Origin of the sequence: Nocardia sp. alder85J (genome assembly GCF_020176955.2) — a bacterium.
GTDB lineage: Bacteria > Actinomycetota > Actinomycetes > Mycobacteriales > Mycobacteriaceae > Nocardia.
On record NZ_JAIUCZ020000011.1, the window covers coordinates 112,389 to 125,769 of the forward strand.

The 13,381-nt window shown below is 70.3% G+C and carries 9 protein-coding genes; 5 read left to right on the forward strand and 4 right to left on the reverse strand.

Annotation, left to right across the window (positions count from 1 at the left end):
- Positions 1-17: 17 nt before the first annotated feature.
- From LBW94_RS34530 to LBW94_RS34540, 3 genes are all read left to right on the forward strand, one after another.
- Positions 18-947: a ComEA family DNA-binding protein gene (locus LBW94_RS34530; RefSeq protein WP_225060618.1), complete on the forward strand. Its 930-nt coding sequence runs from the start codon at positions 18-20 to the stop codon at positions 945-947.
- Positions 948-1,302: 355 nt separating this feature from the next.
- Positions 1,303-2,829 (forward strand): ComEC/Rec2 family competence protein, encoded by a 1,527-nt coding sequence (locus LBW94_RS34535; RefSeq protein WP_225060619.1) that lies wholly within the window; start codon positions 1,303-1,305, stop codon positions 2,827-2,829.
- Between the two features lie 296 nt (positions 2,830-3,125).
- The gene (locus tag LBW94_RS34540) at positions 3,126-6,587 is read left to right on the forward strand and encodes a carboxyl transferase domain-containing protein (protein ID WP_225060620.1); all 3,462 of its coding nucleotides are present in this window, start codon (positions 3,126-3,128) and stop codon (positions 6,585-6,587) included.
- A 263-nt stretch (positions 6,588-6,850) separates the two neighbouring features.
- Here LBW94_RS34540 and LBW94_RS34545 read toward each other — a convergent pair whose 3' ends face one another.
- The 3 genes from LBW94_RS34545 to LBW94_RS34555 form a co-directional block, all read right to left on the reverse strand.
- Positions 6,851-7,690 carry a transglutaminase family protein gene (locus LBW94_RS34545; protein WP_225060621.1) on the reverse strand — a complete coding sequence of 280 codons (840 nt, stop codon included), beginning with the start codon at positions 7,688-7,690 and terminating at the stop codon, positions 6,851-6,853.
- Positions 7,691-7,692: 2 nt separating this feature from the next.
- Positions 7,693-8,658: an alpha-E domain-containing protein gene (locus LBW94_RS34550; RefSeq protein ID WP_225060622.1), complete on the reverse strand. Its 966-nt coding sequence runs from the start codon at positions 8,656-8,658 to the stop codon at positions 7,693-7,695.
- A gap of 61 nt (positions 8,659-8,719) precedes the next feature.
- Positions 8,720-10,381 carry a circularly permuted type 2 ATP-grasp protein gene (locus LBW94_RS34555; RefSeq protein WP_225060642.1) on the reverse strand — a complete coding sequence of 554 codons (1,662 nt, stop codon included), beginning with the start codon at positions 10,379-10,381 and terminating at the stop codon, positions 8,720-8,722.
- 261 nt (positions 10,382-10,642) lie between these two features.
- Between LBW94_RS34555 and rpsT the strand changes: the two genes are divergently transcribed.
- Together rpsT and LBW94_RS34565 are read left to right on the forward strand one after the other, a co-directional pair.
- Positions 10,643-10,906 carry a 30S ribosomal protein S20 gene (gene rpsT, locus LBW94_RS34560; RefSeq protein ID WP_225060623.1) on the forward strand — a complete coding sequence of 88 codons (264 nt, stop codon included), beginning with the start codon at positions 10,643-10,645 and terminating at the stop codon, positions 10,904-10,906.
- Positions 10,907-11,044: 138 nt separating this feature from the next.
- A complete protein-coding gene (locus tag LBW94_RS34565; protein ID WP_225060624.1) occupies positions 11,045-12,142 on the forward strand; it encodes a phosphatidylinositol-specific phospholipase C in 1,098 nt (365 codons plus the stop codon).
- Between the two features lie 170 nt (positions 12,143-12,312).
- Here the strand turns inward: LBW94_RS34565 and holA are convergent, their stop codons facing one another.
- Complete coding sequence (gene holA, locus LBW94_RS34570) at positions 12,313-13,284, reverse strand: DNA polymerase III subunit delta (RefSeq protein WP_225060625.1); 972 nt, start codon at positions 13,282-13,284, stop codon at positions 12,313-12,315.
- Positions 13,285-13,381: the final 97 nt, after the last annotated feature.

Genomic DNA, 13,381 nt, shown 5'->3' on the forward strand with positions numbered 1-13,381 from the left:
TGCCTAACGTCACCGGCATGGGGCGAGAAGACGAGCGCAGGCGGGTACGGGAACGACTGGACGCACTGGAGGCCGCGAAGTTCGGTTCGGGACCGCGGCCGGTACCGGGCGGCCGGTGGGATCAGGAGGAGTTCGGCACCGCGGAGCCGGATGCGGTTCCGCACGGGGCGCGGTGGGACGAGGTCGAGGCCCCGCACACCCCGCCGTGGCTCAGTGAGCCGGTCGGCAGCATGTCGCTGTGGCATCGCCGCTTGGTGCCCGAGCGGTTCCGCGGCCTGCGGCTGGACCCGGGCCGCCGCGGCGTCCTGGTCCTCGGCGCTCTCGCCGTGGCCGCGGTGGTGGTGGCGATGGCCTCCACACAACCGGAAACCACGGTGGCGCACCCTGTTCCACCGATCCCGGCCGCTCGTACGCTGACGGTCACCCCGACCGCGCCCCCGGTGCATCTCGCGGAGACGCCGCGGACCCGGCCGGCGGAACTGGTGATCAGCGTGGTCGGGCAGGTGGAACATCCGGGCCTGCTGCACATGCCGTCCGGTTCACGGGTGGCCGACGCGGTCTCGGCGGCCGTCGCCAAGGATGGCGCCGACCTCGCCACATTGAACCTCGCCCAGCGCCTCGCCGACGGTGACCAGGTGGTGGTGGGTCTGCCCGGCCCGACCTCCGGCCCAGCGCGACCGGGCAGCGTGGTGCTGTCCGCCCATCCGCCCGGCCCCGCCCGCACCCTCGGAACATCCGGCCCGGCCACCCCGGTCATGCGCGTCGACCTCAACACCGCCACCGAGGCCGACCTCGACGACCTGCCCGGTGTCGGCCCCGCGACCGCCCGCGCGATCCTCGCCTGGCGCACCGACCACGGTCGTTTCAGCAGCGTCGACCAACTCGCGGAAGTGGCCGGTATCGGCCCCTCGAAGCTCGAGCGCCTGCGCGCACTGGTCACCGTGTGACCGGCCGGAACTCGTCAGGAGGCAGCACCGGATGACCCGCCACCACCCCGAACCGCCCGGTCCCGACCCCGTACCCCCCGGACCGGATCCCGGCGATGCGGATCACCTGGATCCCGGCGCCAGCGGTCCCGGTCGCTCCGATCCTGATCGCCGCGGGCCGGATCGGTCGAGGCCGGATCGCCTCGGGTCGGAGAGCTTCGGACCGGATGGTTTTCGACCGGGCCTCGTCGGTCTGGGGCGGCCGGGTTCGGACCGTCCTGGATCAGGCCGATTCGAGCCGGATCAATGCGGGGCGGATCGTTCCGGGCCAGATCGACCCGGCGCGGGTCGCCGCAGGCACCAGGAGCCCGAACGGGTGGCGCCGCCGTTGGATGCCCGCTTGGTGTTGCCTGCGGTTGTTTGCTGGTCGGTGACGCTGACGGCGATCGTGGCCGGTTGCCGGATCGGGCTGTTGCTGGCCGGAGGTCTGGCGGTCTCGGCGATTGCTGTGGCCGCGTGGCTGTTTCGGTCCGGTCGCCGTCACCCGGTTGCCGTGGTCGTTCTGGCCGGGTTGGTGACCGGTGCGGGATTCGCCGTCGCCGGGGCTTGGCACGAGGGGCGGGTCGCTGCTCATTCGCTTCGTCAGCTGGTTCCGGGGACCGTCGTCACCGTGGTCGCGGTCCCGACCGACGATCCGAAGCCGTTGCCTGCCCGGGGTTTCGGGCCTCGGCAGTGGATGGTGCGGGCGGATCTGCGGGAGTATCGGTCCGGTTCTGGGCGGGTCCGTGCGGGTGGCGCGGTGATCGTGCTGGCGCAGGCCGATGGGTGGTCCGCGCTGTTGCCTGGGCAGCAGGTGGAATTCCGTGCCCGGCTGGAGAATCCGTGGCGGCGCGATCTGACCGTGGCGGTGCTGCGCGCGCGGGGGCGGCCCGGTGTCGTCATGGTGGCGCCTTGGTGGCAGCGGGCGGCGGGTGCTGTCCGTGGTCGCCTGGTCGAATCCGCCGCACGCACGTTGCCCGCCGATGCCGCTGGTCTGCTGCCCGGTTTGGTGGACGGTGACGTCTCCCGGCTGCCCGACCGGATACGGGAGAATTTCCAGCAGACCGACCTCACCCATCTGGTCGCCGTGTCCGGCACCAACGTCACGATCATCCTGATGGCGGTGTCGCGGTCGGTGGATCGGCTCACCGTCGATCGGCGGCTCGGTATCGCGATCTCGGCGATCGCCTTGCTGGCGTTCGTGATTCTGGCCCGTCCGTCACCCACGGTGCTCCGGGCGGCGCTGATGGGGGCGATTGCGGTCCTGGCAACCGCCTTGGGCCGCCGCAAGCAGGCGCTACCGGCCTTGTGCGCGGCCGTCATCGGGCTGATCGCCTACGACCCGGCCCTGGCCGTGGACATCGGCTTCGCCCTGTCCGTGCTGGCCACCGCCGGTCTGATCGTGTTGTCGCCGGGCTGGTCGCAGTGGCTGGAACAGCACGGGTGGCCGCATCGGGTCGCCGAGGGGTTCGCGATCGCCACGTCGGCCTTCCTGGTCACCACCCCGCTGCTGGCGGCGCTCACCGGTCATGTCGGCCTGCTGGCGATCCTGGTGAACGTGCTGGTCGAACCGGCGATAGCCCCGATCACCATCCTCGGCACCCTGGCCGCTGTGACCTCGTGTGTCTGCCCACCGCTGGCCGATCTGCTCCTCCGCCTCACCATCCTGCCCTTGCGATGGTTGCTGTCGGTCTCCGAACATGGTGCGTCACTCGGTGTCTCGCTGTCGGTCCCGAACGGTGTGCGCGGCGGGATCGCGGCCGGCGCCGTTGTCGTGGTGGTGATCGCGGTACTGGTCCACGTCACCCGTGGAGTTCCGGCCTCCGGGGAATCCACCGCGCACGACCGTGACCCGGGTGGCTGAGTTCGCGCGGTGGCGGGCTGCGGTCAGGACCGGGCGCGTCCGAAGGGATCGGTCGACTGTCGCGACCGGAGGGAGGCTTGTCGGTCGAGTTGTCGGCGCGCCGTCCTACCGGGTGGCTTCGGCGGCTTGTGGATATCTCGGCCGATGGCGGTTCGGCCGGGCGGGCAGCGACCTGCGGGACGATCGCCGGGTCGGCCGGTGTTCCGGAGAGTGCGGCTGCCGGAGGCTCGAATGCCGAGGCGGGGGTCTCGGGAGTCTCTTGCGCGGCCGGTGCGTGGCGATGCGAAGCTGTGGGCATGCGTGTTGTGGTGGCCAATCGGGGTGAGGTGGCGGTGCGCGTGTTGCGGACCGCTCGGGAGCGGGGTTGGGCGACGGTGGCGCTGCATACCGGGGACGAGGCGGGGAGTCTGCCGGTGCGGCTCGCCGACGAGGCGGTGCGGTTGCCGGGTCGTGGGGCCGCGGCCTTCCTGGACGTCGCCGCCGTGGTCGCGGCCGCCGCCTCGGCGGGGGCCGGTGCGCTGGTACATCCGGGTTACGGATTCCTCAGTGAGAGCGCGGAATTGGCCGAGGCTTGTGCGGCCGCGGGGCTGGTGTTCGTCGGGCCCGCGCCGGAGGTGCTGCGGGTGTTCGGGAACAAGGTCGCGGCGCGGGCGGCCGCCGAGCGGGCCGGGGTTCCGGTGATTCCGGCGACGACCGCGGGGGCGGGGACCGAGGAGATCTCGGCGTTGCTGGGTGCGCATCCCGGTGGGGTGATGATCAAGGCGGTCGCGGGTGGGGGCGGGCGGGGAATGCGGCTGGTGCGTGCGGCGGGGGAGGTCGAGGAGGCCTGTGCGCGGTGCCGGGCCGAGGCGCGGGCCGGGTTCGGGGACGACACCGTGTATGCCGAGGCGGTGGTGGCCGGGGCCCGGCACATCGAGGTGCAGGTGGTGGCCGACGGCGCCGATGCGGTGGCGCTGGGGGATCGGGATTGCAGCGTGCAGCGGCGGCAGCAGAAGGTGATCGAGGTGGCGCCCGCGCCGGACCTCGATCCACGAGTACGCGACGGTGTGCATCGCGCGGCGGTGGCGATCGCCCGGTCGGTCGGCGCCCGAGGGGTGATCACGGTCGAATTCCTGGTCAGTGCTTCGGATTACCGGTTTCTCGAGGTGAATCCGCGGTTGCAGGTGGAGCACACCGTGACCGAGGAGGTGACCGGGGTGGATCTGGTTGCCGTGCAACTGGATCTGGCGGTCGGGCGGAAGCTCGCGGAACTCGATCCGGCGCTGGGGCCGGCGGCCGACGGTGGCGCGGGGGCCGCGGTGGCGCCGCGCGGGTGTGCGGTGCAGGCGCGGGTCAATGCCGAGACCAGTGGAGCGGACGGGATGCTGTTGCCGAGTACCGGTGTGCTGACCGGGTTCTCGGCGCCGACCGGGGTGGGGGTGCGGGTCGACACCGCAGCCCGGACCGGGATGCGGCAGACCGCGCAGTTCGATCCGCTGCTGGCCAAGGTGATCACGCGGGGACCGTCGTACCGGTCTGCGCTGCAACGGTGTTCGGATGCGCTCGCCGAGCTGGAGGTGCACGGTGTGGCGACCAATGCCGGGCTGCTGCGGGCCGTCCTGGACGAGCTCGCCGGAACCGGTCCGGTCGACACCACCTGGTTCGAGCAGAATCTCGCTGCATTGAGCGCTCGTGCGGCGGAATCGGCTCCGGAGGTGGACGGTCGCGACGGCTCCGCTCTCGGATCGGTGGGCAGCGGGTCGGCGCCACAGGTGACGGGTGCGGGCCGGAGGGGGCGCGCCGCAGCGCCGGAGGGCCGACGGTCTGCCGAGGCCGAGCGGAATGCGGCGTTCAGGGTCGAACACTCGAAGCGGGCAGCGCGTGACGCGGCGTCGGGGGACGAACCGACGGGTGGGGCAGCGCGCACCGCAGGGCCGGAGGACGAGCGGTTCGCCGGGGCCGGGCGCGATGCGGCGTGGGCGGACGAGTTGTCCGACGGGGAGGGGGTGTTGCGGTCGCCGATGGGGGCCACGGTGGTGACGCTGGTGGCGCCCGGAACGGTGGTCGCGGCCGGGGCCGAGGTCGTCGTGCTGGAGGCGATGAAGATGCAGCACGCGGTGCGGGCGGAGCGGCCGATGCGGGTCGTGCGGCACACCGTCGCCGTCGGGGATGTCGTCGATCAGCATGTGCCGCTGCTGGTCTGGGCCGAGGCCGATCACGACGGTGAGATCGCGGATGTCGCCGCGATCGATCCGGATGCGATCCGGGCGGATCTGGCCGAGGTGCTGGATCGCAATGCGGGCACGCTGGACGCCGCGCGGCCGGTGGCGGTCGGCAAGCGGCACGAGCTGGGGCGTCGCACCGCTCGTGAGAACATCGCAGACTTGGTCGACGACGGCAGTTTCACGGAGTACGGCGGTCTGGCGATCGCGGCGCAGAAGGCGCGGCGCAGTGTGGAGGACCTGATCGCGAACACCCCGGCGGACGGTCTGGTCGCCGGGATCGCCACGATCGGTGCCGATCGCTTCGGGGCCGATCGGGCGCAGGCCGTGGTCATGTCGTACGACTACACCGTGCTGGCCGGAACCCAGGGCATGCGCAACCACTCGAAGACCGACCGGATGCTGGAACTCGCGTACGAGCGGCGGCTGCCGGTGGTGTTCTTCACCGAAGGTGGCGGCGGGCGGCCCGGCGACACCGACCACGGTGGTATCTCCGGTCTCGACGTCACCACCTTCCGGGTGATGGGGGCGCTGTCCGGCCGGGTGCCGTTGATCGGCATCGTGTCGGGACGCTGTTTCGCCGGCAATGCCGCGCTGCTGGGGATGTGCGATGTCGTGATCGCCACGCCCGACGCCAATATCGGGATGGGCGGGCCCGCGATGATCGAGGGCGGCGGGCTCGGGGTGTACACGCCCGAGGAGATCGGGCCGATCGAGGTGCAGCGGCGCAACGGTGTCGTGCACATCGTGGCCGCCGACGAGGCCGAGGCGGTCGCGATCGCGCGGCGGTACCTCGCCTACTTCCAGGGGGACACCGCGACGTGGGAGGCGCCCGATCCGCGGCTGGCGCGGCATGTGGTGCCGGAGAATCGGTTGCGCGCCTACGATATTCGCGCCGCGATCGAGGCCGTCGCCGATGTCGGCTCGATGCTCGAGCTGCGGCGGGACTGGGCGACCGGGGTGGTCACCGCGCTGGTGCGGGTGGAGGGCAGGCCGTTCGGGCTGATCGCCAACGACTGCCGGCACCTCGGCGGCGCCATCGATGCCCCGGCGGCCGACAAGCTCAGTGCCTTCCTGCGGCTGTGCGGGGCCCACGGCCTGCCGATCGTGTCCCTGTGCGACACACCGGGTTTCATGGTCGGTCCGGAGGCCGAGAAGCAGGCGACGGTGACCCGGTTCAGCCGGTTGTTCGTCGACGCGGCCGCGCTGAAGGTCCCGTTCGGCACGGTCGTCGTGCGTAAGGGGTACGGACTGGGCGCACAGGCGATGGCCGCCGGTTCCTTCCGCTCCCCGGACTTCGTGATCGCCTGGCCCACCGGCGAAATCGGCGGGATGGGCCTGGAAGGCGCAGTCCGCCTGGGCTTCTCGAAGGAGCTCGCGAAGATCGAGGATCCGGTGAAGCGCCAGGAGGCCTTCGACGGTCTGGTCCAGCTCGCCTACGCCAACGGCAAGGCCCTCACCGCCGCCACGGTGCTGGAACTGGACGCCGTCATCGACCCGGCCGACACCCGCCGCTGGATCCGCACGCTCCGCCGTCCGGAGACACCGGCGGTGTGATCCTCCGGTGCCGGCCCGGCGGCGCGATGGCTGCGCGACGGTCGCGATGCCGGATCACCGTATTCCGTGGGTGAGTGACGGGTGCGAGTCTCCGATGTGGAGGGAGATCGGCGCCCGTGGCCGGGTGCCGCTCGATGTGGGGCGGCCCGGGATCAATAGTGGGTGAACAGGTTTCGTAGCACCTCGGTTCCGAAATCCAGGACCTCGGCCGGAACGCGGTTCCGGCCACGGTGCTGTGGCTCGACACGCCGCGCACCTTCTGATCACGCCAGCCGGGTGACCTCCACGACCACCTCGAGGTCGGTGGACCCGTCCCCGGAGAAGATGCCCTTCAGCGGTGTCACGTCGGCGTAGTCGCGGCCGACGCCGACGGAGACGTGCTGTTCGTTGATCGCGATGTTGTTGGTCGGGTCGTAACCCCACCAGCCGCCGGTCCACGCCTCCACCCAGGCGTGCGACTGACCGGCGACGGATTCGCCGATCGGCGCCGACGGCTGCGGGTGCAGATAGCCGGAGACATAGCGGCTGGGAATCCCCATGGCGCGCAACAGGACCAGGGTCAGATGCGCGTAATCCTGGCAGACGCCCTTGCGTTCGGCGAACGCCTGCACCGCGGAGGTGTGCACCGAGGTGGTGCCCGCGATGTAGTCCATTTCGCTGTGCACCCATTCGGCCGCGCGCACCACGGCCTTCTCCGGTGGCACGCCGCGGGAGAGCTGCCGGGCGACGGTGGCCAGCCGGCGGTCGCGCGGCACGTACTCCGTCGGTTCCAGCAGTTCGTCGAAGCGGTCGAGCAGCTCCTCGCTCTGCAACTGCTCCCAGGACAGCTCCTCCAGCGGTCCGCCGTCGGGCTCGGTTTCCACCACCGACGCGCCGGTCACCTCGAGTTCGGTGTGCGGGGCGTGCAGATCGAAGGCGGTGACCTGGGTGCCCCAGTAGTCGGTATATCGGTAGGCCCGGGTCGAGGGCACCGTCTCGACCCGGTTCAGGATCACGTTCTGCCGGCTGTCCGCGCGCGGGGTGAGGCGCGCCTCGTTGAACGATCGGGTCACCGGGGCGTCGTACACGTATCCGGTGGTGTGCACCACTCGCATTCGCCACATGCCTAGACCTCCTCCACTTGTCGATCCTGACTGGAGTGCAGGTCCGTCCAGGCCACCCACGGCGCCGCGTAGAAGTACTGGCGTGAGACCGCCTCGCTGACCTGGCGGCAGGTCTGCTGCAACAGCACCAGCCTGGTCTGTAGATCCTCCAACAGCACACCGGGCGGCAGGAATTCGAGTTCGCTGCGGCCGCGGCCGAGCAACCGGCCCGCCTCGTGCTGCGCGGCGAAACGGCCGTTGGGGCGCTGATCCAGCTCCTGGAGACAGGCTTCGGCCACGCGCAGCGAATGGAAGACCGAGCGCGGGAAGGACCGGTCCAGCAGCATGAACTCCACCACCAGGTTGGCGTCGAGAGCGCCGCGATGCGAGCGCAGGTAGGTGTCGTGCCCGCCGGCCGAGCGCAGCACCGTCACCCAGGCGGGGGACGAGGCCCGGTCGCCGGCACGTGACAGCAGCAGCCGGACGGTCATGTCGACCCGCTCGATCGTGCGGCCCAGCAACAGGAATCGGTAGCCGTCGTCGCGGCTGAGCGTCGAATCCGACAGTCCCGCGAACATCGCCGCCCGGCCGGTGATGTAGTGGAAGAACTCGTGCGGGCCCAGCGCCCGCGCGTTCTTCTCCGCCGCAGCCAGGCCGTTGTAGGTGGCGTTGAGGCATTCCCACATCTCGCTGGTGGTGACTTCCCTTGCACCGCGGGCGTTCTCCCGGGCCTTGGCGATCGAATCGACGATCGAACCGCCGTGGTCGTGGCTGAACGCCACCAGATCCGTCACCGACCAGACATCGAGTTCGCCCTCGGGCGGCTCGATTCCCAATACCCGCAGCATCACCCGCGAGGCGCGATCCGGGTCGACCGTCGAATCCTCCAGCAGCTGGTGCACTGCCACATCGAGGATCCGCGCGGTATCGTCGGCCCGCTCCACATATCTGCCGATCCAATACAGGGATTCGGCATTGCGCGCCAACATCTTCGCCCACCGCCTTCAATTGTCCCGCGCCCTCGTGCCGCTCGGCGGCACGACGACCGGGTCAAAGCTCGATCTTGCCCGTCTGCTGTTGTTGCTGTTGTTGCTGATTCGCCTGAGCGGCGTTCAATTCCCTTCCCAGTTCCTGCGCGGTGGTCTCCGGCAATTCGGAAACCACTTCGGCGCCTGCCAATTCACGTTTCTCGTCGGAGGTCCGGGGCGCGAGCACCCAGGTGTCCTTGCTGCCGCCGCCCTGACTGGAGTTGACCACCAGGGAGTCCTCCGGCAGCGCCACCCGGGTGAGGCCGCCGGGCAGCACCCAGATGGATTCGCCGTCGTTGACCGCGAACGGGCGCAGATCCACGTGCCGCGGCCGCAGATCGTCACCGATCTGGGTGGGTACCGTTGACAGCTGTACCACGGGCTGGCCGATCCAACCCCGCGGATTCGCCCGGATCTTGCGGCGGATCGCCTCGTGTTCCTTCTCGGTCGCGTCCGGGCCGATGACGATGCCGTAGCCGCCGGAACCCTCCACCGGCTTGACCACCAGTTCCGGCACCCGATCCAGGACCTCGTCGCGTTCCTCCGGCAGCCAGCAGCGCAGGGTGTCCACGTTCGGCAGGATCGGCTTCTCGCCGAGGTAGTAGTCGATGATGGTCGGCACGTAGGTGTAGGTCAGCTTGTCGTCGCCGACGCCGTTGCCGAAGGCGTTGGCGATCACCACGTTCCCGGCCCGCGCGGCGTTGAGGATGCCCGCGACGCCGAGCACCGAATCGTGCCGGAACTGCATCGGATCCAGATAGGGGTCGTCGATGCGGCGGTAGACGACGTCGACCTGCACGTCACCGGCGGTGGTGCGCATGTAGACCACGTTGTCGCGGCAGAACAGGTCCCGGCCCTCGACCAGTTCGACGCCCATCTGCCGGGCCAGCAGCGAATGCTCGAAATAGGCGGAGTTGTGCACGCCGGGGGTGAGCACCACCACGGTCGGGTCCGCTTCGTTGGGCGCGGCGGCGCTGCGCAGCGCGCGCAGCAGGTGGCTGGAGTAGTCGCCGACCGCCCGCACCCGGTGCGAGAAGAACAGGTCTGGGAACACCCGCGCCATCGTGTTGCGGTTCTCCATGACATAGGACACACCCGACGGCGATCGCAGGTTGTCCTCCAGCACCCGGAACTCGCCGCGTTCGTCGCGGATGAGGTCGATGCCGGCGACGTGGATGCGCACCCCGTTCGGCGGCACCACGCCGGTGGCCTCCCGGTGGAAGTGCTGACACGAGGTGACCAGGCGTTTGGGGATCACCCGGTCGCGCAGGATGGTCTGCTCGCCGTAGATATCGGCGAGGAACAGCTCCAGCGCGGTGACCCGCTGCCGGATACCGCGTTCCAGTTTGGTCCATTCGGCGGCGGTGATCACCCGTGGCACCAGGTCCAGGGGGAAGGGCCGTTCCTGGCCGGAGAGCGAGAAGGTGATGCCCTGATCGATGAAGGCGCGGTTCAGCGCCTCGTTGCGGCGTTGCAGATCGCCGTCCTCGATGGGGGCGAGGGCATTGAACAGACCTCGGTACGCGGTGCGGACGCGGCCTTGGCCGTCGAACATCTCGTCGTAGGCGTGCTCGTACCGGCCAGGGGAATAACCAGCGAAAATTCCCTCGTCGGTATGCCGCCGCGGCGCCGATGCCGCGGTTGAAACGGGCGCTGTGGCGCGGGCTGCGGCGGTGGGGGACATGTACCAATCGTCCAACATGCCGCGTCATCATGCTGTGAGACGCAGGTAAAATTTGATTGATCAACATGTATCCGGCGATGGTCATGGCCTGTCTCACCGGGGCGATTTCATTCCGTTGTGGGGTGGCTGGTAGTCTCGATCGTCGGTGCCGCGCTATCCGTATGCCATGCGTACGGCGAGGTGCGTGCCCACAGACTTCGTGGTTTGTACCAAGACAGCTAGACCAACCGTCGACCATCGACAGGAATCAGAGGAACAGGCGTGGCCAACATCAAGTCCCAGCTGAAGCGGATCCGCACCAACGAGGCGGCGCGGCAGCGCAACCAGTCGGTGAAGTCCGCCCTGCGCACCTCCATCCGCAAGTTCCGCGAGGCCGCGGCCGCCGGTGAGAAGGACAAGGCGCAGGAGCTGCTGGTGACCGCCAGCCGTAGCCTCGACAAGGCGGCGTCCAAGGGTGTCATCCACGCCAACCAGGCCGCCAACAAGAAGTCGGCGATGTCGCTGGCGTACAACAAGCTGGGCTGATCTCCGGCGGTAGTTCCTACCGTCTTCGTTCGCATCGCCGCCGTGGCAGAGGGTCTGTGAGAACAGGCGACCGCGGCGGCTTTTGTCGTGTCCGCCGGTCGCGCTTCCCAGCGGGGGCGGCTCGGTTACGGTGATCCGATGATCGGGGATGACGGCAAGGGCGCCCGGGGCGTGGTCGCGGCGCTGATGATCGCGGCGGCGACGCTGACGGCGGGGTGTGCTGGATCGACGCGGCAACCGGCGACGGTGAGTTCGGGGAGTTCAGGGGCTTCGGTGGCCGCGCCGCCGCCGGGGAGTTCGTCGGCGGGCCCGCCGACCACGACGCCCGAGCCGACCGCCGCCTATCGCAGCCTGGGCGACACGAAGCGGCCCGAGTGGATGAGCGCGCTACCGGACGGAGTGTCGCTGGCGCGGCTGTCGCTGCCCGGCACCCACGACACCATGGCCTTCCACGGTGACAAGGCCGGTCCGGCGGTGGTGACGCAGCAGAGCTTCCCGCTCGGCTGCACCGGATCCGACGCCACCTGTATCTCGCGGCACAGCCTGCGCGCCCAACTCGACAGCGGTATCCGGGTCCTCGACATCCGCGTCCGCCGCGACGAGGACGGGGCGCTGGCGCTCCAGCACGGCTCCTTCTATCAGGATGCCCACTTCGACGACGTGCTGACGGTGGTCGATCAGTTCCTCGCCGACCATCCCCGCGAGACGGTGCTGATGCGGGTGAAGGCCGAATGCGACAACAGTGGGAAGGCCTTCCACTGCGACGACGCCGGGAAGGTGCCGCCGGACCTGGCGCTGATCGACCACTACCTGTCCGCGCATCCTCGGGTCTGGCAGCCGTCGGCGACCGGCCGCGCCGACCCCCCGGCGCTGGGCCAGGTTCGCGGCGAGCTGGTGTTGTGGCAGTTCGACAACATCGCGCACGGCGCCGACCGCGGCCTGCCCGTGGACATACAGGACGACTGGGAGAATCCGACCGTCGACGCGAAGTGGGCGGCCGTCACCACCCAGCTGGGCAAGGCCGCCACCGGCGATCCGGGTACCTTCTATGTGAACTTTCTCTCCGCCAGCGGTGTGCCGGATCCGGCCCGCGTGCCCGAGCGGTACGCCCGCGACGAGAACGTCCGCGCCCTCGACTATCTGCGCGGCACGTCCACCGGACCCACCGGCGCTCTGATGATGGATTTTCCGGGCAACGACCTGATGAGCGAGATCGTCCGCCGCAACCCGGGCTGACAGTGCCCGGTACCGACCGGTCCGCGGTGCGTCCGGGCGTCTACGGCCACTCGGTCGTCGGCACCCCGGGCGGGGACGCGGACCGTCGGCGCCGAGTGTCCGTAAGAACCTGCCGGGTGCGTCCGGCCCGGTCACCTGTTGCTGTCCGGTCGAGCGGGCTGCTGTGGCGGTCAGCCGGCGCCGTGCAGGTCCAAGATGCGGGTGAGGGCGTGTTCCAGGGCGTAATCGGCGTCCGCCGCAATGCCTTTCACATCGGCGTTGAGGGCGGCCACGACCTGGAGGGCGGTGCCGATGGTGGCGGGGGTCCAGCCGCGGGCCTGGCCCTGTGCCTTCTTCACCTTCCAGGGCGGCATGCCCAGCTGCGAGGCCAGCTGGAACGGGTCGCCGCGGCCGGCCGAGCCGACGCGGGCGATGGTGTGCACCGAATCGGCCAGGGCATCGGCGAGCAGCACCGCGGGGACGCCGCGGTCGATCGCCCAGCGCAGCGCCTCCATGGCGGCGGGCCGATCGCCGGCGACGGCATGTTCGGCGACGTCGAATCCGGAGACCTCGGCCTTGCCCGAGTAGTAGCGGCGCACCGCCGCGGCGTCGACCTTGCCGCCGGTGTCGGCCACCAATTGGGAGCAGGCGGCGGCCAGTTCCCGCAGATCGGAGCCGACCGACTCCAGCACCGCCTGCACCACATCGCTCGCGGGGCGGATCCCGGCGGCGCGGAACTCGTTGCGCACGAACTCGACTCGCTCGCCGGCCTTGGTGAGTTTGGCGGCGGGGTGAACCTCCGCACCGCGCTTCTGGAGATCGGTGGCCAGCGTCTTCGCGCGGCCGCCGCCGGAGTGCAGGATCACCAGCACCACCCCCTCGGGCGGATCGGTGACGGCGTCGAGGATGACGGCGACCGCGTCCTTGCCCGCCTCCGCCGCGGACTCCAGCACGATCACCCGGTCCTCGGCGAACAGCGACGGGCTGAGCAGTTCGGCCAGCTCGGCGGTGCTCGCATCGCCGGCGCGCAGCCGGTCGACCGGTAGCGCGGCCGGATCGGGCGACACCGCCCGCGCCTGCGCGACGATGGCCGCGACCGCGCGCTCGATCAGCAGTTCCTCTTCACCGAGGACGAGTTGGACGGGAGCCGGGCGTTCGGTCACGGCGACGATCCTACGGCCGGGGTGTGACAGCTCCGCCCGCGCGCATGGTTGTGGTAGGCATCACACTCGCGTAGCGTCGGAGTCCGGGCGGCAGCCC

Excerpts from the sequence above, each read along its gene's own strand:
- LBW94_RS34555 (WP_225060642.1), bottom strand. The coding sequence starts at position 10,381 with ATGTCCCCCACCGCCGCAGCCCGCGCCACAGCGCCCGTTTCAACCGCG.
- LBW94_RS34550 (WP_225060622.1), bottom strand. The coding sequence starts at position 8,658 with ATGTTGGCGCGCAATGCCGAATCCCTGTATTGGATCGGCAGATATGTG.
- LBW94_RS34565 (WP_225060624.1), top strand. The coding sequence starts at position 11,045 with ATGATCGGGGATGACGGCAAGGGCGCCCGGGGCGTGGTCGCGGCGCTG.
- LBW94_RS34540 (WP_225060620.1), top strand. The coding sequence starts at position 3,126 with ATGCGTGTTGTGGTGGCCAATCGGGGTGAGGTGGCGGTGCGCGTGTTG.
- LBW94_RS34530 (WP_225060618.1), top strand. The coding sequence starts at position 18 with ATGGGGCGAGAAGACGAGCGCAGGCGGGTACGGGAACGACTGGACGCA.
- LBW94_RS34545 (WP_225060621.1), bottom strand. The coding sequence starts at position 7,690 with ATGTGGCGAATGCGAGTGGTGCACACCACCGGATACGTGTACGACGCC.